General features: G+C 45.1%; 23 protein-coding genes and 1 other RNA gene. 15 read left to right on the plus strand and 9 right to left on the minus strand.

The window, feature by feature from the left end; all coding sequences use genetic code 11:
* The first annotated feature begins 11 nt into the window (after nucleotides 1-11).
* Entirely contained in the window at nucleotides 12-221 is a 210-nt protein-coding gene (locus MKY98_RS09290; RefSeq protein WP_013309710.1) for a DUF3906 family protein, read from the plus strand.
* On the opposite strand, the gene MKY98_RS09295 is transcribed toward MKY98_RS09290, so the two are convergent.
* From MKY98_RS09295 to MKY98_RS09310, 4 genes are all read right to left on the minus strand, one after another.
* Complete coding sequence (locus MKY98_RS09295) at nucleotides 218-1,588, minus strand: MATE family efflux transporter (RefSeq protein WP_069011081.1); 1,371 nt, start codon at nucleotides 1,586-1,588, stop codon at nucleotides 218-220. The two genes, MKY98_RS09290 and MKY98_RS09295, sit on opposite strands and share 4 nt — an antisense overlap.
* 197 nt (nucleotides 1,589-1,785) lie before the next feature.
* Nucleotides 1,786-2,964 carry a putative glycoside hydrolase gene (locus MKY98_RS09300; RefSeq protein ID WP_029516706.1) on the minus strand — a complete coding sequence of 393 codons (1,179 nt, stop codon included), beginning with the start codon at nucleotides 2,962-2,964 and terminating at the stop codon, nucleotides 1,786-1,788.
* A 216-nt stretch (nucleotides 2,965-3,180) separates the two neighbouring features.
* A complete protein-coding gene (locus MKY98_RS09305) occupies nucleotides 3,181-3,369 on the minus strand; it encodes a hypothetical protein (protein ID WP_080658605.1) in 189 nt (62 codons plus the stop codon).
* Between the two features lie 172 nt (nucleotides 3,370-3,541).
* Nucleotides 3,542-4,363: a YitT family protein gene (locus MKY98_RS09310; protein WP_029516708.1), complete on the minus strand. Its 822-nt coding sequence runs from the start codon at nucleotides 4,361-4,363 to the stop codon at nucleotides 3,542-3,544.
* Between the two features lie 325 nt (nucleotides 4,364-4,688).
* Here MKY98_RS09310 and MKY98_RS09315 point away from each other — a divergent pair, with 325 nt between their 5' ends.
* The 4 genes from MKY98_RS09315 (at nucleotide 4,689) to MKY98_RS09330 (ending at nucleotide 8,119) form a co-directional block, all read left to right on the plus strand.
* The gene (locus tag MKY98_RS09315; RefSeq protein WP_029516709.1) at nucleotides 4,689-6,278 is read left to right on the plus strand and encodes a DEAD/DEAH box helicase; all 1,590 of its coding nucleotides are present in this window, start codon (nucleotides 4,689-4,691) and stop codon (nucleotides 6,276-6,278) included.
* A gap of 223 nt (nucleotides 6,279-6,501) precedes the next feature.
* Nucleotides 6,502-7,263, plus strand: coding sequence for a YesL family protein (locus MKY98_RS09320; protein ID WP_029516710.1), 762 nt, complete (start codon nucleotides 6,502-6,504; stop codon nucleotides 7,261-7,263).
* Between the two features lie 58 nt (nucleotides 7,264-7,321).
* A non-coding RNA gene (ssrS, locus tag MKY98_RS09325) (6S RNA) lies at nucleotides 7,322-7,516 on the plus strand.
* Nucleotides 7,517-7,726: 210 nt separating this feature from the next.
* Nucleotides 7,727-8,119 carry a DUF1499 domain-containing protein gene (locus MKY98_RS09330; protein WP_013309718.1) on the plus strand — a complete coding sequence of 131 codons (393 nt, stop codon included), beginning with the start codon at nucleotides 7,727-7,729 and terminating at the stop codon, nucleotides 8,117-8,119.
* 92 nt (nucleotides 8,120-8,211) lie between these two features.
* Here the strand turns inward: MKY98_RS09330 and tpx are convergent, their stop codons facing one another.
* Complete coding sequence (gene tpx / locus MKY98_RS09335; protein WP_029516711.1) at nucleotides 8,212-8,730, minus strand: thiol peroxidase; 519 nt, start codon at nucleotides 8,728-8,730, stop codon at nucleotides 8,212-8,214.
* A 119-nt stretch (nucleotides 8,731-8,849) separates the two neighbouring features.
* Between tpx and MKY98_RS09340 the strand changes: the two genes are divergently transcribed.
* Entirely contained in the window at nucleotides 8,850-9,473 is a 624-nt protein-coding gene (locus tag MKY98_RS09340) for a rhomboid family intramembrane serine protease (RefSeq protein WP_069011083.1), read from the plus strand.
* 97 nt (nucleotides 9,474-9,570) lie between these two features.
* Nucleotides 9,571-10,509, plus strand: coding sequence for a LysR family transcriptional regulator (locus tag MKY98_RS09345; protein WP_069011084.1), 939 nt, complete (start codon nucleotides 9,571-9,573; stop codon nucleotides 10,507-10,509).
* Nucleotides 10,510-10,587: 78 nt separating this feature from the next.
* Here MKY98_RS09345 and MKY98_RS09350 read toward each other — a convergent pair whose 3' ends face one another.
* Together MKY98_RS09350 and MKY98_RS09355 are read right to left on the minus strand one after the other, a co-directional pair.
* Nucleotides 10,588-11,259 (minus strand): zinc metallopeptidase, encoded by a 672-nt coding sequence (locus MKY98_RS09350; protein WP_023988023.1) that lies wholly within the window; start codon nucleotides 11,257-11,259, stop codon nucleotides 10,588-10,590.
* A gap of 42 nt (nucleotides 11,260-11,301) precedes the next feature.
* Nucleotides 11,302-11,733, minus strand: a complete 432-nt coding sequence (locus MKY98_RS09355; RefSeq protein WP_049816952.1) for a MerR family transcriptional regulator — start codon at nucleotides 11,731-11,733, stop codon at nucleotides 11,302-11,304.
* 295 nt (nucleotides 11,734-12,028) lie between these two features.
* Between MKY98_RS09355 and MKY98_RS09360 the strand changes: the two genes are divergently transcribed.
* The 4 genes from MKY98_RS09360 to MKY98_RS09375 all read left to right on the plus strand — a co-directional run bounded on the left by MKY98_RS09360 (nucleotide 12,029) and on the right by MKY98_RS09375 (nucleotide 16,113).
* The gene (locus tag MKY98_RS09360) at nucleotides 12,029-13,432 is read left to right on the plus strand and encodes an ammonium transporter (protein ID WP_029516714.1); all 1,404 of its coding nucleotides are present in this window, start codon (nucleotides 12,029-12,031) and stop codon (nucleotides 13,430-13,432) included.
* Nucleotides 13,433-13,480: 48 nt separating this feature from the next.
* Nucleotides 13,481-14,563 (plus strand): DUF294 nucleotidyltransferase-like domain-containing protein, encoded by a 1,083-nt coding sequence (locus MKY98_RS09365; RefSeq protein WP_029516715.1) that lies wholly within the window; start codon nucleotides 13,481-13,483, stop codon nucleotides 14,561-14,563.
* Nucleotides 14,560-15,297, plus strand: a complete 738-nt coding sequence (locus tag MKY98_RS09370) for an exonuclease domain-containing protein (protein ID WP_029516716.1) — start codon at nucleotides 14,560-14,562, stop codon at nucleotides 15,295-15,297. Before MKY98_RS09365 ends, MKY98_RS09370 begins: the two co-directional genes overlap by 4 nt.
* A 171-nt stretch (nucleotides 15,298-15,468) precedes the next feature.
* On the plus strand, nucleotides 15,469-16,113 hold the full coding sequence (locus MKY98_RS09375) for a TlpA family protein disulfide reductase (protein ID WP_069011085.1): 645 nt from the start codon (nucleotides 15,469-15,471) through the stop codon (nucleotides 16,111-16,113).
* Between the two features lie 39 nt (nucleotides 16,114-16,152).
* On the opposite strand, the gene cimA is transcribed toward MKY98_RS09375, so the two are convergent.
* Nucleotides 16,153-17,769 (minus strand): citramalate synthase, encoded by a 1,617-nt coding sequence (gene cimA / locus MKY98_RS09380; RefSeq protein WP_069011086.1) that lies wholly within the window; start codon nucleotides 17,767-17,769, stop codon nucleotides 16,153-16,155.
* A gap of 292 nt (nucleotides 17,770-18,061) precedes the next feature.
* Here cimA and MKY98_RS09385 point away from each other — a divergent pair, with 292 nt between their 5' ends.
* From MKY98_RS09385 to MKY98_RS09395, 3 genes are all read left to right on the plus strand, one after another.
* Nucleotides 18,062-19,342 (plus strand): DNA polymerase IV, encoded by a 1,281-nt coding sequence (locus MKY98_RS09385; RefSeq protein WP_029516719.1) that lies wholly within the window; start codon nucleotides 18,062-18,064, stop codon nucleotides 19,340-19,342.
* A 158-nt stretch (nucleotides 19,343-19,500) separates the two neighbouring features.
* On the plus strand, nucleotides 19,501-19,743 hold the full coding sequence (locus tag MKY98_RS09390) for a ferredoxin (protein WP_013309730.1): 243 nt from the start codon (nucleotides 19,501-19,503) through the stop codon (nucleotides 19,741-19,743).
* A gap of 268 nt (nucleotides 19,744-20,011) precedes the next feature.
* Complete coding sequence (locus MKY98_RS09395) at nucleotides 20,012-21,436, plus strand: L,D-transpeptidase (RefSeq protein WP_069011087.1); 1,425 nt, start codon at nucleotides 20,012-20,014, stop codon at nucleotides 21,434-21,436.
* Between the two features lie 27 nt (nucleotides 21,437-21,463).
* On the opposite strand, the gene MKY98_RS09400 is transcribed toward MKY98_RS09395, so the two are convergent.
* A complete protein-coding gene (locus tag MKY98_RS09400) occupies nucleotides 21,464-21,610 on the minus strand; it encodes a hypothetical protein (RefSeq protein WP_023988033.1) in 147 nt (48 codons plus the stop codon).
* 218 nt (nucleotides 21,611-21,828) lie between these two features.
* On the opposite strand from MKY98_RS09400, the gene MKY98_RS09405 reads away from it, so the two are divergent.
* Complete coding sequence (locus tag MKY98_RS09405) at nucleotides 21,829-22,923, plus strand: quinone-dependent dihydroorotate dehydrogenase (protein WP_029516721.1); 1,095 nt, start codon at nucleotides 21,829-21,831, stop codon at nucleotides 22,921-22,923.
* Nucleotides 22,924-22,934: the final 11 nt, after the last annotated feature.

A 22,934-nucleotide genomic window follows, 5' to 3' on the forward strand; every position in this document is an offset into this window, starting at 1 on the left:
GGTAGTCATACATGTACCTATTCAAAATCGAAGTGGATAGTTCGGAAGGAGCGCTGACTGTCATTCTCGCTGCTGAAAATGAAGAACAGGCATTTGAAGAGATTGAACAACATGTGGAGAGACACTTTCTATATCCTCCCAAGCTGAACGAAGTGGCTATTGTAGAGAAAAAACGAATAACTTTAGGCGCAGCATATGTAATCGAGACACGCAAAGGCTAAATAACCTCTGCGTGTTGTTTTTTTTCGGAGAAACGACGTTGTACTTTCACCAGACGCCAGAGAAGTAAAATAGCGCCTACTGCCAACCCTGTAATCAAACCGATCCAGTAGCCGTAGGGCCCCAATGAAGTCCAGCGTGCCAGTATATATCCTACAGGAAGCCCAATGACCCAATAGGAGAGGAATGTGAGCAAAAAGGCTGGATTGACGTCTTTATACCCGCGTAGCGCTCCTTGTGTAGGTGTAGCGACAGCATCAGATATCTGAAAGAAAATCGCATAGATTAGAAAATGCTGTGCCAACTGAATGACCTGCAGATCGGTGGAGTAAAGTCGAGCGACCTGTTCACTCCAGATAAGCAGTACAATAGCTGTAATCAGTGATAGACCTACTGCGCTGCTGATGCCCATTACACTATAAGCTTTGGCATCCCGCGGGCGAGTAGCTCCTGTTTCATAGCCAACCAGAATCGTAAGTGCCATACAAATGCTGAGTGGAATCATATATAACGTAGATGCAAAGTTCATCGCGGCCTGATGTGCGGCTATGGTAGCTGTATTATAGCTACTCATGAAGAGAGTGACGGCTGAAAAGACGGCAGTCTCAAAAAATATTGCAAATCCAATCGGTACTCCAATCTTGATGAGCTCTTTCAAAGCACTAGCAGCAATCCCGTATATTTTGCTGAAGATTCGGTATTCGGCAAATATTTTTCCCCGATGCGCAGTGATACCAGCGACCAGCATAATGATCCAGTAGGTGGTTGCCGTTGCCACCCCGGAGCCTACACCTCCCAGACGCGGAAAACCCCAGTTCCCATAAATAAGTAGATAGTTTAACAAGACATTGATGGGTAACGACATGAGCGTGATTAACATCGTAAAGTGGGTTTGTCCCAATGCATCCATAAAGCTTCGGAGCACCGTATAGGCAAATAGAGGCACAATACCGAAGGCCATCGCACAAAGGTAGTACAGAGCTACATTATGAACTCTCCATTCAAGATTCATACCATTTAGAATAGGCTTGACCAAAATGATGCCCACAATCAAAACGACCATGGATAGGGCAAGAGAGAGCCAAAGTGCTTGAATGACATAGTAGGAGACTTTATCTTTGCGCTGTGCTCCCACTAATTGAGATACAATAGGTGTGATAGCCATAAGTATTCCGTTAAGGCCTGTTTGTACAGGAATCCACAGACTTACTCCGATGGCTACTCCAGCCAGATCGGCAGGGGAAAAGTGTCCCGACATATTCGTATCGAAAAAAGTCATGGCAGATAGTGCAAGCTGGGTAATCAGGATAGGGAGCAAAATGTATAAAAGCTGCTTCCATTTCTGCCCCGTTGTTGAAGTCAATTGCATTTTTGTTTTCCTCATTTACTAGGGATTGAATATTCGTATGTATCATAACATGTAAGTATTTATTGTAAGGGATACCGCCACATTTGAACAGTAATAAAAAAGACTGCACCCGTTCGCCAAACAACGGGACAGCCTTCGAAAAAATTATATAATTTCTAAATTTCGTATTAGATAACGAGAAGTCCGGAGGGATAAAACTATTTGTAAGTTACTCCGCTTGAATAGCGGTTTGTGGCATTCCAGAGTAAATATTCATCCACTTTCATATCCTTAAGCGCTCGAATTTGGTCCTCTACTTGAGTTTTTCCATACTTAGCATAATGTCCGCTTCCTAACCAACTTGCAGTAAAATCCTGGATCCAAGGACGAATAATTGGCTTTAGCTTGCCCGTCGGATCTAGCTTTTTGTGTGTATCGGCCATGGAGCCTTTAATCGTCTGGTAGGGATTCTTATCAGGGTCTTTTACACCGAACCAGCCTGTGGTGTAGTGGCTTGGATAAACCATGGGTGAAATGACATCCACATTTTCAGAAATTTTAGTGAAATCCTGTCCGATTCCCTCCGCAGCAGGGACAGATGCAGCATATCCAAAAATATCTACGGATACTCGTACACCTAATGGAGCAAGCTCTCTGCGGGCATATTGTACGAATTCAGCGACTGCATCCGAGCGGGATTGATCTGATTTGGTATATTTCAGCTTGTCTGCTCTTTTCTCAAAGCCTTCAGGGAAACGTACATAGTCAAATTGAATTTCCTTAAAACCAAGTTTAGCTGCTTCCTTAGCGATGGCTATATTATAATCCCATACTTCTTTATTATAGGGATTGACGAACCCGTCTCCCTTGCCGTTTTTCCAGACAGAGCCGTCAGGATTACGGAAAGACATCTCGGGATTTTTGTTGGCCAGTACCGTATCTTTAAATACGACAATACGAGCAATCGGGTAAACATTATGCTTTTTCAATCGGTCCATCAAACCGGAAATATCCCGAATGAATTTTTGCGGCTTGCCCAATTTGAGCAGCTCGGGATTGGACGTTGGATAAGTGATATAACCTGCATCGTCTTTAATATCAATAACCATGGAATTGAGCTCTGTCTTATCAAGCAGTTCAAACAGCTGGGTCATACGCGAACCGCCTGCGCTATAAGCTGTGACATAGATGCCCTTGATAGCAGGAGTCGTCGGTTGTGGGTCAATTTTAACCGGAGGATTGGAGGCATCCACCTTCATCTTATTGTGCTGAGCCTGAATCATGGCGCTGCTAATTGTTGTTGCCACCGTATCTTTTACATTTGGAGTGTTGGCTGACTGGTCCCCGTTTCCGCCTATCCCCATCGCCAATAGCATAATTGCCCAAATCATATTCATTTCCTAACTCTCTCCCTTATGGATGTCGCTTACCTGATTATACGTAAAGTTATGTATCGAAAAACAACACGCTTGTAACCAATACTGGAATCATCAGGCACAGTCTTACATGATTAACCCAACTTATGTTTATTGAATCCATAAAAATGTATAAATAATGCCGCTCTCTTCGCAGTTGTAGATGCAACCGGAAGAAGCGGCACTTGGTAAAGAAATTTATTGAAGATAATTATTGTCTTGATGCTCGCAAATACTGTACTGAATAATTTCTAGCGCATCCGTTGGCTTGAGTATGGACATCCCGTCCCGAAGCACAATCATCGAGTTCAGCTCATCCTTTTTGAGAGAAGGGAGCATTTCCGGATACCATCTTAAGACAATGTCGGACAGTTTTACCGTTTCCATTTCCACAAAAATCACCCTTTCCTGCTCGGAATCATTCCAAAAGAATCATTCAATACGATTCGGAAAAGCAAAGTGCCTGTGAAATAGCAGGTAAAGCTGGTCTTTATATACTATGGGAACAGCGCACATATAGTGTACCACAGAAACTGTATTTTGACACTTGGGTTTGTGCTTATCTTCGGCGAAATGAACCCATCACCCCAACCGTTTCCACAATATTGACAAAAGCAGAAGGGTCCACTTCTTTAATGATCCGTTTTAATTCAACTAGCTCGTAGCGTGTCGTGACAGTCATCAGCATGTCTTTTTCAGTATGTGAAAATGCGCCTTCAATTTTTATTTTGCTAACACCGCGTGGTGTGGTTAACATCCGCTCCAGTAGCTTGTCGGTGTGTTCTGTAATAATGTAGACGGTAATCTTCGTGTGACTGACATAGATTTGATCTAACACTTTGCCAGTCACAAAAATAGATAGCATCGACGCAAGTGCAATATTCCAATCATCGTTCAAATATCCTGCTGCAAGAATGACCAGTCCATTCATGCCAACAAGTACAGTTCCTACGGGGAAGTCACGATAACGAGTGACGATGGAACCGATAATGTCAAAACCGCCCGTAGACCCCCCTACCCGAAAGGAAATTCCTGCTCCAACGCCGATCATCACTCCTCCAAAAACGGAGGCTAGCAGGGGGTCCGACACGACAGATCGCACCGGCACCAAGGCCAAAATCCATGTTGTAACGACAACGGATAAAATGCTCAGGCTAATAAAACGCTTGCCTAAAATAAACCAGCCTGTAATAAGCATCGGGATATTGATAATAAAATACATCGCGCTGATATCAAATTTTGTGAAGTAGCCGATTAACATGGAAAGCCCAGCTACTCCTCCGCTCAGCAAGTGGTGTGGCACGAGAAACAGATTAAAACCGCATGCAATGGCAGCGGCTCCAAGAATGACAGTTAAGCAGTTTAACACCATTTTTAACAACTTATTTTCACCTCATTTAAATTATACGGGAAGCAACTTGCTGGTATTCATGAATTGTTCTGTGCTATAATGCGATGTGGATATTCTTGAGTAGGGACCTATGTCCAGAGAAACACTTAAAATTTAAACTGTTTTAAAAAGGATAAATTCGTTTAAGATGTATCGGATAGGTTCCCCAAATTCATTACAGAAAGATGCAGTTATAGGTCTAAATAAACTGTCACTGTATTGGGGAAAACTTATACAATAATATCGCTACTTAAGAATACAGACAACATTGTGGATTGTCCACCACATCCACCATTAAGAAGGAGTTTGAATAAATTTGACGACATTTGCAGAATTTGATCTTGAACCGAAAGTAATTCAGGCGATTACAGAACTGGGTTTTGAAGAAGCAACACCAATTCAATCGCAATCCATCCCGATTGCACTACAAGGCAGAGACATGATTGGCCAAGCCCAAACAGGTACTGGTAAAACTGCTGCGTTTGGTATTCCGCTGATCAACAAAATTTCTAGAAGCGACGAAAAAATCAGAGCTCTGATCATGGCACCAACACGTGAGCTTGCTATCCAGGTAGCTGAAGAAATCGAAAAACTCTCCCGTTTCAAAGGTCTTCGTACTTTGCCAATCTATGGTGGACAAGATATCGTACGCCAGATTCGCGCTTTGAAAAAGAAACCTCAAATTATTATTGGTACGCCAGGACGCTTGCTTGACCATATTAATCGTAAAACCATCAAGCTGGAAGATGTAAACACAGTTGTTTTGGATGAAGCAGATGAAATGTTGGATATGGGTTTTATGGAAGATATTCAATCCATTCTGAAGCAAGTTCCAGACGAGCGTCAAACGATGCTTTTCTCGGCTACAATGCCTCCTAATATTAAAAGATTGGCTGAACAATTCCTCAAAAATCCTGAGCATGTTTCAGTTATTCCTAAACAAGTTAGTGCTCCACTGATTGATCAGGCCTATATCGAAGTTCCTGAGCGTCAAAAATTCGAAGCATTGAGCCGTTTGATCGACATGGAATCCCCAGAACTTGCTATCGTATTTGGTCGTACCAAGCGTCGGGTAGACGAGCTGGCTGAAGCTCTGCAAAAACGCGGATATTCTGCAGACGGTTTGCATGGTGACTTGTCTCAAAACCAACGTGATGCTGTAATGCGTAAATTCCGTGACGGAAGCATCGATGTGCTCGTAGCGACTGATGTAGCTGCCCGTGGCTTGGACGTTTCCGGTGTAACTCACGTTGTGAACTTTGACCTTCCGCAAGATCCAGAAAGCTATGTTCACCGTATTGGACGTACTGGACGTGCAGGTAAAGAAGGGGAAGCTTGGTCTTTCGTAACGCCTCGTGAAATTGACCATTTGCACTTTATCGAACGTGTAACTCGTCACCGCATTCCACGCAAGCCGCTTCCAACGTTGGCTGAAGCTCTGGAAGGCAAACAACGTATCATTGCTGAACGTCTCCTAGAGGCTGTAGAAAGCGGCGAGCTGAACGAGTACAAAGGTTTGGCTATTCAAATGCTGGAGCAATATGATTCTGTGCAACTTCTCTCCGCAGCTCTGAAACTAATGACTGGTGAGAAGAGAGAAGCATCGATTGAGCTGACTCCAGAAGATCCGATCCGTGCAAAACGTCGTAAACCAGACGTGCGTTCTGGCGGTCGCAAGCCTTCCAACTACAGCGGTCGCAGCAACGGTGGTTACAATTCCAACCGTTCCGGTGGTAGCGGCGGTAGTGGCAGCAAAGGTGGATATGGCGGTTACAACCGTGGCAAAGAAGGCGGTGGCTACAACCGTGATTCCGGAAGCCGGTACAGTGGAGATCGCAAACCACGCCCGAGCAGCAATGGGGAAACTCGTCGTCCTGCAAGACGTGAAGATTCCTCTTCCGAATAAGAAATGAAATAATGAAAAGTCGAAGCAGATGAAGCTTCGGCTTTTTTGTTATGATTGAATCAGTATGTATGAACCTTTTAGCAATCTGCTTTAATGAGGCACTTATTGATTTCACTGGCGCATTAGGGCTGAAATACGGTATGATATAGCCAAGAGCCGGAATTTATAGGCATAGCAACATGAGTCTTGGAACTGCCAAGGCTTGCGGAGGGAGAGACTGACATTGGAGTTTAAAGGAGCTATGGGTGGTATTTACCGCCTGACCGAGTGGATTACCCGACTGGCGGCTACAAATTTGTTATGGGTGTTATGTTCGTCGCCTTTTGTGTTCTGCCTCATACTGAAACTACTTGTAATGAATCAGAATTTGGCTAATGAATCTTTACAAATGAATTGGGCGATGGCTGTTTTGGCACCGCTTACTTTATTTCCAGCCACATCGGCTATGTTCACAGTGGTTCGCAAATGGGTAATGGGGGATACCGATACAGGCGTGTTTCGTACCTTTTTTAAAGGGTACAAAGAGAACTATAAGCAGAGTCTAATCGGGGGTATCTTTTACACGTTACTGTTTGTCATCATGTATGTGGATTATACCGTATATATGACACAACTCAGCAACTTGCAAATCGTGGGCGTAATTATGCTCATTCTTATCATTATTTTGCTTGTGTCTATGTTTAACTTCTTTTCGATGGTGGCTCATTATCATATGTCTACCGGACAAATTATCAAAAATGCGGTTTTACTGACGCTGATTCGACCATTCCGTGTATTTTCTACCATGCTCGGTAGCGCCGTTGTTATATTTATCGGAGTCAAATATCCTGTGCTTTTCTTATTCTTCATCGGTAGTGTAGTTGCCTGGTTCGCTTTCTTTAATTTTTATGGAACATTCCTTAAAATGCAGGATCAAATGGAAAAAATGAAGCAGAAAGATGAAGATACGGCAAGCATTGAAGACAAGAAAAGTGATAACCTCTAAAAATAAAACATATTTCTCCTAGCATTTACTTTCTGAGTGAGAAGCGCTATAATAAGGTCATATCCTGCGATGCACGTTACGGTCATTTGTTGTTTTGAACCAATGACAATGTCTAGGGAGATCTATACGGATGAATAGCTGAAAAGCCCTGTCAATTCCTGACAAGGGGACTTCAAAAGTTTATTCTGCGGTCACCCACCTGCTAAAGCAGGTTCAGAAGACGCTATGGTCGGACGGCATCGGCGGGTACTCCAAAGATAATGAATACACTCTGTTTATGCTTCTTGCAGAAACAGGGTGTTTTTTGTATGCAACAATGTTAAACTAAGACATGAGGTACTAAGGTCGCATACCACAGGTATGGTCGGTTAACTTTTTGTTGTTTAACGTTTTATAAAGCGCTTGCAGCAAAAAAACCGATGTGCTGCATTATGGCAACGATTATCGTGAAGGAGGAAATGTCTTGTCGTTGAAGAGGACTCTGGTAGGGATTGTGCGCAGCCAAGAAGGTACAAGCGACCGGGTCAAGGACCCCCAAATGAAGACACGCTATTATAACTTATCGAGAGACAAGGCTTGGGAAGAAGTATCATCTATTCTAAAAAAAATTCCTGGCTACAAGGTTCTTCATGAGGTAGCATCCGTAGGTGAAATTACGTTAGAGAAGCGAACGGCGTTCGGTAGAACCGTCGACATTACCGTTTCCATATTGTCTGTCTCACCAGTTCGGAGTGCGGTGGATATTTATTCTGCTTCACGCGGATCGCTAGGGGACTTGGGCGCGAATTACCGCATCATTTTGCAACTGTTCGCTGTGATTGACAAGAAGCTGTCTGCTCATAAGGTTGTGCAGTGATTGTAGATGTGTGAGCAGTGATGTGGCAGACAAACGTCAAAAAAAGCGAGGAAGGCAACCCTTCACTCGCTTTTTTAATATGCAGTCTTGATTTAGACGAGTTTTTTCACTGCTGCAATCGCTTGGTCATAGTCAGGGTGTTCGGACATTTCGCTCAAGTATTCTACGTAAGCAATTTTGTCATTTTGATCAATCACAAAAATAGCTCTATGATCCAAATGGAATTCCTTGATGAACACACCATAAGCTTCGCCAAAGGAATGATCCTTATAGTCGGACAGTGTCAATACGCGGTCAATACCGGCAGCACCGCACCAACGAGCTTGAGCGAAAGGCAGATCGACGCTGACAGTCAGCACCACGACTTGATCCCCAAGGGAATCAGCTTCCTGGTTAAAACGTCGAGTCTGTGCGTCACACACACCTGTATCCAAAGAAGGAACAACACTGATCAGTTTGACTTTGCCTGCAAAGTCTTGGAGCGTAGCTGCTTCTAACAGGTTTTTCTGTAATTTGAAATCAGGTGCCTGATCTCCAACCTTCAGTTCAGGACCTAAGAGTGTCAAAGCATTGCCTTTAAAAGTAGCAGCTCCTGTACGTTCTTGTGCCATATGTAATAGCCTCCTTGGTTTTTAGCATTGGTTATCGTTGCCGAAATCTATTATAATCTTTTATAAAAGACATTGTCCAATTTGAATAAGGTGGAGACACCCATGAAGGAAGGATTGCCTTGATTTTTTTACGTTATGAGAACTGGAAAAGTTATTTGCGGTTTTACCCAGTAACCTGTCTGATTTTGCTCATCAATATTGTGATGTTTGTTGTACTCACCGTACAGGGTGGATCGGAAAATAGTTTGACGCTGATCCGATATGGAGCTTTGATTAATGAGGCGCCATTCACCGATCAACTGTGGCGATATGTATCAGCCATGTTTTTACATGCAGGGTTTGATCATCTTCTGTTCAATTCCTTTGCCATACTCGTCTTCGCTCCTCCGCTGGAGCGTTTGCTGGGGTCCTTCCGCTATGTGTTATTGTATCTGGTCACGGGTATTGTAGGGAACATACTGTCCATTGCCCATTACAACATGGTGGCGGAAACGACAGTCTCTGTAGGGGCCTCAGGAGCGATTTATGGCATCTATGGGGCGTTTCTGTACGTTGCCTTGTTCCAACGTTCCTTGATGGATGATGCTTCGCGCAAAACGCTGTACACGCTGCTTGGGTTTGGCATTCTGTTTTCTTTTGCTGTAGCGAACATTAATTGGACCGCTCACTTTGGGGGATTACTCAGTGGATTTTTCATGTATGGATTATTAATTAGATTGACTGGCCAGCGCAAACGCCACTAAAGACAGTTTTACCGTAAGTTAGCAGGGAAGAAAGAGGATGATGTTCGATTGACGTCTTCTTCCGGATGTTGAAAAACAGATTGGAGCGAATATCGGAGTGGAATTACGACAGTTGCAATACTTCATGAAGGTAGCGCAGAAAGAACATGTCACTCAGGCAGCCGAGGAGCTACATGTGGCGCAATCTGCGGTAAGTCGGCAAATTCATCAGCTTGAAGAGGAGCTGGGAGTTAATCTTTTTATGCAAAAGGGTCGCAATTTGCAGCTTACGCCAGTGGGACAGCTATTTTGCAAACGGGTTGAGACGATAATAAAAGATCTGGAGCGAGCTGTTTTGGAGGTTCATGAGTTTTTGGATCCTGAGGGGGGCGAAATCCGCATCGGTTTTCCGCACAGTTTGGGGATTCATCTTATTCCTACGGTAGTGGCTGAATTCCGAAAGCGGTATCCCAATGTTAAATTTAGATTTAAACAGGGGATGTATCCGAGTTTAATTCGTGATGTGTTAGCGGGTGAGGTGGACTTGGCTTTTGTATCTCCTTTTCCGGATCGTCATGATCATGTGGAGGGGGATGTGGTGCTGACCGAGGAGTTGTTTGCTGTTCTCCCGCCCAATCATCCTTTAGCTACGGCCAAACATATCACGCTGAGTCAGCTTAAAGGAGAAAAATTTATTCTGTTCAGAGATGGATATTCGTTACGCCCGATTGTCTGGCAGGCTTGTCTGGAGGCAGGATTTACCCCAGATATTGCTTTTGAAGGTGAAGAGACAGATACGATACGCGGATTAGTTGCGGCTGGTATGGGCGTTAGCCTTTTGCCTGAAATGGCGTTGTTTCAGACCAACCCGCTTCAACCTGCAAGAGTGTCAATTGTTGATCCAGAAGTCACGCGAACTATTGGCTTGATTCATCGTAGAGATGATAAACTGCCATTAGTTGCAAAGTCATTCCGAACTTTTTTGTTGCAATATTTTGGTCTTAAAGGTAGTGTTGCTACTCCGAACGGAAGTGCAAAAGCGGATTTAGGACAGTGAGTATAGTTTAGATAAAGAAAAAGGTTGTTCTCTACCGTTAACTTGGTAGAGGAACAACCTTTTTTGCAACACAAGCAATTAATCCCGGCTGTTAAAGATACCGATTAAGCGGATTAGTTCCAACAAGGAGACAAGAGCTGCAGCCACATAAGTTAATGCAGCAGCATTTAATACTTTGGCTATACCCCGTTCTTCATCACTACGGATAAACCCTTCGGAAACCATAATTTCTCGGGCCCGGTTGGAAGCATTAAATTCAACTGGTAATGTAATTAATTGAAAAGCAACAGTAGCCGAGAAAAAGATAATACCCAAGCCAATCAGGTTCGTGTAGCTGAATAAGAAACCGGCAATCAGCAGAAACGGTGCAATCCCAGAAGCGAAGTTTACGATCGGAAAGATCCGGTGACGGAGTGCCAGCATGGGATAATGCTCTTTATGCTGAATGGCATGACCAACCTCGTGACAAGCTACGGCAACTGCGGAAATGGATTTTTCATAATAAACTGGCTCGGACAGCCGTACGACTCTTTGCATTGGATCATAATGGTCAGATAACGCACCAGGTACTGGTTCAATAGGCACATCATGCAAACCATTGCGATCTAGCATATGCCGAGCTGCATCATAACCGGTCAACCCATTTTCATTTGGGACATCAGACCATTTATTAAAAGTACCTTTTACACGGAATTGCGCCCATAAGGATAATCCGAACGCAAGAATAATCAATATATACATACCCATCATAAAGCAACCCTCCAATATTGTTCATCATACTAGCCCAGGTATCTACATCATAGAACTATGCTCCAGCAGATACTTCAGAGCTTCGATACAAGCGGCGCTTTGTGGTAGTAGACCAGTAAGCAACTTGCGCGCTTGAACGGGCTTGAGCTGCCCCAAGAGAGGTTGTAGTTCATTGACTTCACGCTCTAGACGCTGCATGTGCATCTCCAGACTCGTTAGTTTGTCAGTGACGTGCTCTTCCCCCGCAACCGAGTTCCATTTAATCAGTGTCTGTCTGATTTCCTCTAGGCTATACTTCTCTTGTTTCATTTGGTTAATACGTTCAAGCCTGTTTAAGGTTTCATCATTATAGAGCCGATAATTTTTCAATGATCGTTCTTCAGGTGTGATCAAACCAAGCTTTGTGTAATAATCAATAGTTCGTTCGCTGACACCAGCCGTCTTGGCTAGCTCACCAATTCGATACAGCTTCATATCCCCATCTGTCTTCACCTCGCGCTCTTCGTTCAACCTTCAATATTAGCATTTGCAAACGGAGTGTTTATAAAGAATATTTTACATGATTCCCAACCATACAGTCAAACGTTATGCTTTTTTTTGAACAGAAACAAGCTACTTTTATAGTTAGTAAATATGACATGGAGTGTTTGGAACCATATTTTTTTAACATAATAAAAAAAATCTTGTCAACTTTCATGTATTCTGATTATAATGACAATAAGAATTTCACGAAATGTAAAGAAACTTAACATTTGAGGGAGTGGGCTTCATGAGAAAAAAGTGGTTAGTTGTATTATTGGCCATGCTGACAGTATTAGCTTTTCCGGTAGGTGCGTTTGCTGCTGACGGTCCGACAAATATTCAACTTCAAGCCGGGCTAAACACGGCCTTTACGTTCTTGGCATTTATACTTGTATTTTTTATGCAAGCGGGATTTGCATTGCTGGAGGCAGGCTCGACTCGAATGAAGAATGCGGGTCATGTCGCTGGTAAAACGATTCTCACCACGGGTGTTGCGGCTTTGTCCTTCTGGGCACTTGGATTTGGATTCGGCTTTGGTAATGATGGCGGAAACGGATTTATGGGACTGACGGGTTTCTTCATGAGTGGTACGGATGCGGCTGCATCGTTTGATGCTCTCTCAGGTTTGGATGTTCCGATTACAATTATGTTTTTGTTCCACTTTGCTTTCGCTGCGGTATCACTTTCTATCGCATGTGGAGGGATGGCAGAGCGTGCAAAATTAAGTGTATACATTATTTTCGGTATTTTGTTCTCCATCGTGATCTATCCGGTTGTAGCTCACTGGGTGTGGGGCGGTGGATGGCTTGGTAAGTTGGGGATGCAGGATTATGCCGGTTCGACGGTAGTCCATTTGACAGGCGCTACGGCAGCACTCGTCGCTACCCTGCTGCTCAAACCGCGTCTGGGCAAGTTTAATAAAGATGGCAAGCCGAACATTATCCCTGGTCATAACCAGGTGTACTCTATCTTGGGTGTTATTATTCTCTGGTTTGGTTGGTTTGGGTTTAACCCGGGTAGTGCTGTATCAGCTATGAACGACGGATTCTTTGGATATGTGGCCTTGACTACCAATATTGCTGCTGCGGCAGGTGGGGTTTTCGCTTTGCTCGTATCCTGGATGGTATATGGAAAAGCAGATATTCCTGCTATGCTAAACGGTGTGCTGGCGGCTTTGGTTGCTATTACTGGTTCTTGTGCCTTTGTAGCACCTTGGGCGGCATTGGTCATTGGTGCAGTTGCAGGGATCGTTACTTTCTTCACAGCGCAATGGTTCGAGCGTGCAAGAGTAGACGACCCGGTATATGCTTTCTCCGTGCACGGTGTTGCAGGGATGTGGGGCGCAGTGTCCACAGGGTTCTTCGCTACTCCTGAGCTTGTAAAAATAACTGGTGTAGGTCAAGCGGGTCTGTTCTATGGTGGTGGATTTACCCAATTAGGAGTACAGCTGCTTGGACTGATTGGCACTTTGGCTTTCGTGTTTGTCATTTCCTTCATTATTCTGGGTGCGATGAAAGCGATTATGGGTATTCGCGTTACAGAAGAGGAAGAAACAATGGGATTGGATATCAGTGAACACGGTACGTACGGCTATCCTGAGCAAATGAAGTTGGTTGCTGAGGCTGAAAAGCGTTCTGGAATTGTGAACTAATATGTAAAATATAAAGAACCAGTATGGATGAGCGGAGGAGATGGAAGTATGGAACTGCAAAATATGGCCCCTTGGGTGAGTTCCGCCGAAGCGATTGATCATGCAGATACACCTGAATCGCTAAGGCGGGCCAGGGTCGACTCTCAAAAATGGTTGCTGGCTTCTCAAGCCTCCGCTCCGTTATCAGACTGGTTACAAACGGCGAATGAAATGCATGACCGCATCGCGGCCAGAGCTGTACAAATGTGCGAAAAAGGGATGGTTGAGGATGGCTTCGGCCCTCCTCCCGTCCCTTACGCATTTATAGCCTTCGGAAGCATGGGGCGCTCGGAATCAACGCTGTGGAGTGACCAGGATAACGGTATGATTATCAGTGACACGATATCTGCCGACAAAGAATTATATTTTAGAGAGTTTGGTCGCAAAGTGTCTGCGATGTTAGAGTATTTGGGATATCCCAAATGTGAGGGGAAAGTAATGTGCTCGGAGCCGTTGTGGCGTCAAACATTATCTGAATGGCAAAAACAGCTAACAAAATGGTCGGACGATTTTGCTTGGGAGCCGATCCGTTATCTGATTATCTCGTCTGATATGAGGCATATCGCTGGAGATGAACGACTATCTGCAAACTGGAAACGAAGTTTTTATGAGTTGTTCCGAATACATCCTGATTTACCCTCGGCGGTACTTAGGAACACGGTGAGGCATAAAGCGACACTTAACATTTTAGGTCAGGTTGTTACCGAGCGCTTCGGTGAGCATGCGGGCGATTTTGATGTGAAATACGGGTTGTACATTCCGCTGGTGAACGCAGTCCGTTTTTTGGCGTTGCAACATGGTGTAGAGGAAACCTCCACCTTCAAAAGGCTCAGTCGTCTCGCATCACTGGAAGCGGCACCGTTGCCTTTACTCGATGCTTGCGAGCGTGCCTTTCGGATTGCGCTTCAGCTACGAATGGCTACACCAGTGAAGGAGAATGATGGATTGCTGGTCAGCAATGGCTACCTGGCTGTAAAGCCGCTGAAACAAGGTAAAGGCTGGCATGAGTTGCGCGAGGCGCTTTCGACGGTACGACGGTTGCATCGTGCGTTGCAAAGGCAGTTGCGATTTATGGAAGGGAGAAGGTCATGAAGGAACCAGCGCAGGGAAGTGGCTTCTGGAGCGCTCTCCGCAGAGGAGGAGTGCCGTCTGCGATCGCATCTGTAATGGGGGCTCCTACGGCTCAACAGATGGCGTTTATTCGCTCCTTAACCCGGGAGCAACGGCGTTCTGAAGTATTGCGGACCCCGCTGGATCGTTTGGAGACGGTAGTTTTTGATCTGGAGACAACGGGATTTTCAGCACAGCATGGAGATGAGATTTTATCGTTCGGGGCGATTCGGGTTGTCGGGGACATGATTATGGAAAAAGAGCAGTTTTATACGCTTGTTAATCCACGGACTGTGATTCCTGAGTACATTACCGAACTAACTGGGATTACCCGGGAAATGACGGATGAAGCTCCACCACTTATGAATGGACTGCACGACTTTATGTCCTTTGTAGGTGGGCGAGTACTTGTAGCACATGCTAGCGCTCATGATAAGGCCTTTTTGAATGCTGCGTTATGGAAAACATCTAAAGTTCAATTGACTCATCGTGTTCTGGATACGATGATGCTTGCCAAATGGCTTGAGCCACAGCAACATCAAACCTACAGTTTGGATGAATTGTTGACCTATCAATCCATTCCGATTGAAGGGCGGCACCATGCGTTAGAGGATGCGAAAATGACGGCTAAGCTGTGGGTTGCTTATGTTCAGGAAATGTTGAAGCGTAATGTGACCAATTTGGCAGATGTCTACGCGCATTTAAGTCATGCCTGATTCAGTACAAGGCATAGCATTCATATACACATCAAAACAGCAAGTTCGCGATTTCGTGGGTTTGCTGTTTTTTTGCGTCCTATTCAGATTTAGAAGGTTAGAGGTGGGGACAGTATGGGCATCCTATGGAGAAGGTAAGGGTCATTTAGACGAAAGACAGGTGATAAGACTGTGAAAAAAATTCTTTTCATGAGAGCGATGGTTATACTGGTTGTGGTTGGGGCTTCATGGGGAGTTATTGCAAACACAACTTATGCAGCAACCCTGTCCATGAAAAATGCACCCTTAAAAGAGGGGAATGGTAGAGAAAAACTTGAAGCTAAGAAAGAGGTAGAGGCTGAAACAGATGCGGTAGAGGTATTGAAAAAGCTAAAGCCTGGTCAACGGCTTCCTTCTATGATTTTAAAGGGGTTAAACGGCAAGACCTACGATGTAGGGGCCCCGCGCAATAAGGCTTTGGTTATTAGCTTTTGGGCTTCATGGTGCGATCCGTGCCGATTAGAAGCGCCTATGCTGAATGAGTTGTATAGTAAGTACAAAGATGATGTAGATGTGTATGGTATCAATGTAACTCGTTATGATCGATTGGAGGATGTACAGAAGTTTTCCCGCTCTTTGGATCTCCAGTTTCCCATTTTACTTGATGAGCAAGGAGCATTGTTTGAACGAGTTGGAGGGGTGGCTTTTCCAACTCATGTAATGGTTGATCCTCATGGACAGGTCAGCGAAATCATCATCGGCATGCTCAGTGAGCAGGAGTTGGAACGCAAAATAGAAACTCTTCAAAAAAAGAAGGTGTCTTTGGGAGCCGAGTAGACCGCCAAAGGCACCTTATAAGCTCATGCGAGCAACTGATTAATGATTAACTAATCCATGATGAGTAAGCTCTGACTGATCGTTTGTTGGAGTTGGTGCTTCCAACAATGCGTAACGGAAGCTGTCCAAGAGAGCTTCCCAGCTGGCTTCAATTACATTTTCGGATACGCCTACGTTACTCCAGACGTCCTCGTAATTTTTAGACTCAATGAGCACACGTACCTTGGCGGCGGTGGCATCCTTTTCGTCAAGCACACGTACCTTGTAGTCGGCCAAATGCATGTCCCGCAAAGCAGGGAAATATTGAGAAAGAGCCTTGCGGAGTGCGTTATCGAGCGCGTTGACAGGACCGTTGCCTTCAGCTGCAGTATAGACACTCGTCCCTGCGACATTCAGTTTCAAGAATGCCTCGGATACGACCGGGCGGCCGGCTGTTTTCTCTACCAGCACTTTGAAGGATTCAAAAGAGAACATTTCCTTCACTTCACCACCTGCTTCACGAATGAGCAGTTCCAGCGAAGCGTCCGCGCCTTCAAACTGGTATCCCTGATGCTCCAGTTCCTTGATGCGGCTAATTACGCCACGTGCCTCATCACTGGATGGGTCAAGGGTGATGCCCAGCTCTTGCGCTTTGGATACCACGTTGCTTTGCCCGGCCAGTTCGGAGACCAAGACCCGCTGCTTGTTCCCCACAAGTTCAGGAGCGATGTGCTCATAAGTTCGCGAGTCGCGCAGAATGGCTGACACATGAATGCCCCCCTTATGGGCAAAAGCTGCATTGCCAACATAAGGCTGGTTCACAGGCATATTGACGTTGGCGACTTCACTCACAAAGCGGGCTGTATTGTGGAGTTGACTTAACTTCTCGGTATCTAGACAGTCGTAACCCAGCTTGAGCTGCAAATTAGGAATGACGGAGCACAGGTTAGCGTTACCACACCGTTCACCGTACCCGTTAATAGTACCCTGAACCTGCCTTGCGCCTGCTTGTACAGCACTTAGAGAGTTCGCTACTGCCAACTCGCAGTCATTGTGTGTATGAATACCCAACTGTGACCTCGTTATCTGGCTTTGCAGCATAGTGACAATTTCCTGAATCTCATGCGGCAGGGTACCGCCGTTTGTATCGCACATCACGAGCCAATCCGCGCCTGCTTCTTCAGCTTTTTTCATAACGGCCATTGCATACTCCGGATTGTTTTTATATCCGTCAAAAAAATGCTCGGCATCAAAAATAACCTCCATGCCCCCTTGCTTTAAAAAGGCGATGGAGTCGTAAATCATAGACAGATTTTCCTCCAGTGTCGTCTGTAAGGCAGTGTGTACATGAAAATCCCATGATTTACCCACAAGTGTAGCAGCCTGAGCGCCGGATTCCAGAATTCGTTGCAGATTGACATCCTGTGCTGCGATGCTATCTTTGCGGCGCGTGCTGCCGAAGGCTACAATCTTTGCCCGAAGGCCCAGTTCTTGTACCCGTTTGAAAAATTCGATATCCTTGCTGTTGCTTCCGGGAATCCCGCCTTCAATATAATGAACACCGAGATCATCGAGTTTTTTGGCGATTTTCAATTTGTCATCAGCAGACAAGCTAATTCCTTCTCCTTGAGTGCCGTCTCGCAGCGTTGTGTCAAAGATAGAAATAGCGGTGGACATGAGGGACTCCTCCTTTGCGGATTGCTCAGATTGGTGATATTCTGCTTTTTTAAGCACATTAATTTAGTTGTTTAACGCTTAAAAACAGGAAAGCGTTAGTTTGTCGTGTTCGTATGTTAGTCGATTATATCAACTTATGACTTCAATTGTAATATATAATTATCATTTTTAGCCGCAAAACCTTTATTTTTTATGTAAAATAGAAATGGTACTTAAGGGTATCTCAAGTGTAAAATCAAAACACATATTCCCGCGATGACGGGTGAATTTACAGTTAAAAGAAGGGTTGAGCATGAAAGATGTCAGTGCTTATTATCCGGTTGGCGGGCGAGTTATTCTGCATGTGGATATGAACGCATTTTATTGTTCCGTTCATGCCGCGGAGGAGCCGGAGAAATATGAGGGACTACCTACCGCGGTGGCAGGCAGTAGTGAGCTGCGCAAAGGTGTAATTGTAACCTGCTCTTATGAAGCCCGACGATTGGGCATTTCAACAGGAATGGTCGTTCAGCAGGCTCGTCGGATCTGTCCACAGCTCATCGTAATACAGCCTGATTTTCACTTGTATCGTCGTTATTCCAAAGCGTTTATGAGCATTGCATATTCGTATACGCCTATGCTGGAAGCAACTTCAATTGATGAGTGTTATCTGGATATTTCTGGATCCAAACAGTTTGGAACACCTATGGAAATTGCTGAGGAAATCCAGCGCAGAGTAGAAGACGAACTAGGCCTGCCCTGTTCCATTGGAGTTGCTCCCAACAAGTTGCTGGCCAAAATGGCCTCTGATCTGAAAAAACCGCGCGGGATTTCTGTTCTACGTTTGCGTGATGTACCCAACATTTTGTGGAACCTACCTTGTGGTCAATTGTTTGGTGTGGGCCGCAAAACGGCAGATAAGCTTCTACAAATGAACATTCGCACCATTGGGCAACTGGCTAAGGCTGATGAACATATGCTGGTTGGGGTATTTGGTGTGACGGGTTCGTGGTTAAAATTGGCTGCTAACGGGATTAATCATTCTCCAGTCAGCACTGAGCGGGAGCCAAACAAGTCTATCGGCCACACGACCACCTTACCTATGGATGTGGTCAAACTGGAAGAAGCCCAACGGGTACTTCTTAACATTAGTGATCAGGTAGCCCGGCGGCTTCGACGACACGGTATGCTGGCAGGAGGTATACAATTGACGATTCGGACGCCGGATATGAAGACCTTTACGCGTTCTCAAGTCAGGAGCACTCCTACGGAAAGTGCAGAGGACATATATAAGGAAGCTTGTGCGTTATATCGTCGCCATTGGGGAGAAGATAAGCCTGTGCGCTTGCTGGGGATTACGCTACAGCAGCTTATTCCAAAGGAGGAAGCGGCCGTTCAAATGGATCTATTTGAATACCAGGATCAGCCCAAGAAAGAAAGCTTATTGAAGACGATGGATGCACTTCGCGACAAGTTTGGTGAAAATGCAATTTTGACCGCTGGGATGCTGGGAGATGATCCTTCGGTACTTCTTCGCAACTCCAAGTTGCGCGGAACTTCGCTGCAAAAAGACAATCTACCAACTCCGGAGTGAACTTTTGGATAGATTAGTGCAAGCAGAAGCTTACGTTATAAGCATTTTTTGCATGAAGGATAAAGGAAAATAATTTGTAATAATATTGGGTTTGTATTAATATGTGAATAGAATGCAAAAGCTGGTTTGTTTGATTGTATAGGAGGAAGAGAAAAGTTATGGCTAAATACACTTGGGTAGAAAAAGATACATGCATTGCATGCGGAGCCTGTGGCGCTACAGCACCAGACATTTATGATTATGATGATGAAGGTTTGGCTGAAGTGATCTTTGAAGGGGATGCCAACCAAGGCATCAAGGCGATCTCAGAAGACCTGTTTGATGATATGCAGGATGCTTGTGACGGTTGCCCTACGGATTCCATTAAAGTAGCAGACGAGCCGTTCAATAAAGAAGGTTAAGCGTAGGCTTCTTTGATAGGCACAGCACCGACAGTTCCCTTCGCCGTATAACGGTGAAAGTAAGCTGTTGGTGCTGTTTTTTTAGGTTATAGAATGGTTCAGCGGAGGCTGAACCATTCTATAACCGCAAGAAAAACTTCTGCCAAGCGCGGTCTGGCTTCTGTGAAAGTACGTCGATAGACGTTTTTCTTATGTGCTGTCCATCAAGTCTATTTTTACCGATATACATAATAGGAAGTATGCAAGATTACACGATCAGGAGGATCCGATGAACCATTCGCCTCATCTTAAATCGTATGTGAAAAAACACCCTGATAATAAAATGGCCTGGTATTTACTCGGCAAAGAGTATGAGAGCAGCGGTCAGGAGGGCAAAGCAAATTATTGCTTTAATCGCGCAGGAGAAGTGTTCGAAGCCTTCGAGCATAAACAGATTCCGGCAGACGTATGGATGGAATATCAGGATAAACTGGTTCAGATGTCCAAGGAGAAGGAGCGAAGGACGGCTCGAACACGTCACCTGTTAACTGCGTTAATGGTACTACTGCTCATATGGGTTCCTTCAGCTAATTCACCGAGACCTTCAAATGAGAATACATTTGATCCATCTGGAACTGAGCAGGCAGCAATTGATAATATTGAAGTTACGAAAGTGGCCACTGCTGATCCGAAGGAGACGGCCCAGATCGGTGTGGTTGGTGGTGTGTTTACGGCTCAAGCTCGAAAAGGGAGTGAAGCTGGAACGGGGCTTACTGATATGTTGGCTAAGACTAGCCGACTGCCATCCAGGACTACGGTGTTGGGCATGGAGCAAGGGGGCTCGTGGCTGCTCTGGAGAGAGGGCATGAAACCATTACTTAGTGTACAGAACAAAGGAAACGGCGGATTAGCTGTTCAGTCTTACGACGCAGCTGCGTGTGCTTGTAAGCCGTCAGACAGTGAAAATCTTCGCAAAGCAGGTCTAAAATGGGCTGCTGGACAGGAGGAATTAGCTGTGCTGAATAGCTCCATGCGTGCTTTTCGCTCACAGCATCAACGTCTTCCCCAGAGTCTTGATGAACTGACTCGAGACTTTCCCGCTAACACGATGTATGGTACGACAGACGGGATGAAGAAGGCTTTTACACCTATGCGTAATTTACTTGCTTCACCAGGAAAGGGAACAGGGAAGGCAGTAGATTTAGACGCTGACTCGTTGGCCGGAAGCAGTCCATTACTGGCATCGTCATTGCACGGAAGGCCTTTTCTGGGGCAACCGCTGCGAATTGTGGTGGACAAATCTAAGCATAGGCTCGCCCTGGTAAGTGGCAATGTACTTATTCGAAATTATCCTATCGGTTTGGGTGGAGAAAGAACACCAGAAGGGAAATTTGTGGTTACCGATAAAGTAGTAAATCCGAACGGAAAATCCAACGGTGAGTTTGGCAGCCGTGGAATGCAACTGTCTGCAACGAATTATGCCATTCATGGCACGAACGAGCCGGACAGCATTGGCAAAAATGAGTCTTTGGGTTGCGTCCGAATGGGTAAAGAGGATGTGGAGGAATTGTTTGCACTCGTACCTTCGGGTACGGAGGTAGTCATTGGTAACGGGGGATTGCCTGATCAAGTGCTTGTGCCTGGTTCTCGATTTACAAGTGAGCCGCAGCATGACCAGACGAATCCCCGCAAAACCTATCACTGGCTAAATTAAAATTTTGATGCTATTGCTACTTGGTGTTTAACGATTTCCTGCTTGTGCTAAAACAATGACCAGAATAATTACAATGATGAGGAGAACAAAGCTGACGGCGGTCCATACAATCGCTTTCTTGTTCACCTCATCCTTTTTCTTTTGCAGACTGGGCGGCTTGCGCTTGGTCTTCATATCAGCAATCCCTCTTTTCTAACGAGCTAAGGTCTTGTCTTACTATGTCCATTGTAAATGGTTTGATTATACATTTTCAATGACATCTCCATGACAACTGAATTGTTCTGATGTTGCACCTCGCAAATTACTTTCTTTTTGGTATGGAAAAAGCTAAACTATTTTGTAGAGATGTTTTTTTAGGATTGTGCAAGGGCATAGAACGGAGTGGATGAATCGTGTTGTATCGAAGGATTGCGAAACCTGTTTTTTTTAAAATGAGTCCAGAGACGGCCCATCATGTAGTCATTGACGGTTTAAAACATGCGGGCTCACTTCCTGGTGGAGCAGCGACACTGCGAGGAATGTACGGAGTCAAGGAAACGGAGGATCTTGCCGTTGATCTGTTTGGCATTCATTTTCCCAACCCGATTGGACTGGCTGCAGGACTGGATAAAAATGCAGAAGCGGTTACTGGTTTTTCTTCCATCGGGTTTGGATTTATGGAAGTGGGAACGGTGACACCTGTGGGACAGCCCGGTAACGATCGGCCACGTTTGTTCCGACTGCCTCCCGATGAGGCATTAGTCAATCGGATGGGCTTTAACAATCTGGGTGCTGAGAGCATGGCCAAGCGTCTGGCTGCACTCAAACATCGACCTGTTCCGGTCGCAGTTAATATCGGCAAAAATAAAATCACGCCCAATGAGGATGCTCATAAGGACTATGAAAAGTGTATTTCCGCACTGTATCCGTATGCGGACTTCTTTGTAGTGAATATTAGCTCGCCGAATACGCCGGATTTACGAAAGCTCCAGCATGGTGATGAACTGAAGTCGTTATTGGAAGCGGTTCGGGCAGAGATGGGAGTCCAGGCGAAAAAGTATGGCAATGCCAAGTCTGTACTGGTTAAAATTGCGCCAGATGTATCGGATGAGGAATTGGAATATATGACAGATGCGATTGCTGCCAGTGGAGTAGACGGCATTATTGCGACCAATACAACGATATCCAGAGCTGGTTTAACGCACCGAAATGCGAGTGAAACAGGAGGGCTGAGTGGTAAGCCGCTGCGTGACCGTTCCACAGAGGTCATCGGACGGGTGTATCGCCAGACGGAAGGTAAGCTTCCTATTATCGGATCAGGCGGTATATTCACGAGCCGTGATGCCTATGACAAAATTAAAGCAGGCGCAAGTCTGATTGAAATTTATACAGCATTGATCTACGAAGGGCCGGAAGTAAATAGAGCTATACATGCTGGCCTGCGTGAGCTGCTTCGAAAGGACGGCTTTAGACACATTACCGAGGCTGTTGGTGCAGATCACAGATAAAAAAGTGTTGT

The organism is Paenibacillus sp. FSL M8-0228 (assembly GCF_038007385.1).
GTDB classification, from domain to species: domain Bacteria; phylum Bacillota; class Bacilli; order Paenibacillales; family Paenibacillaceae; genus Paenibacillus; species Paenibacillus polymyxa_D.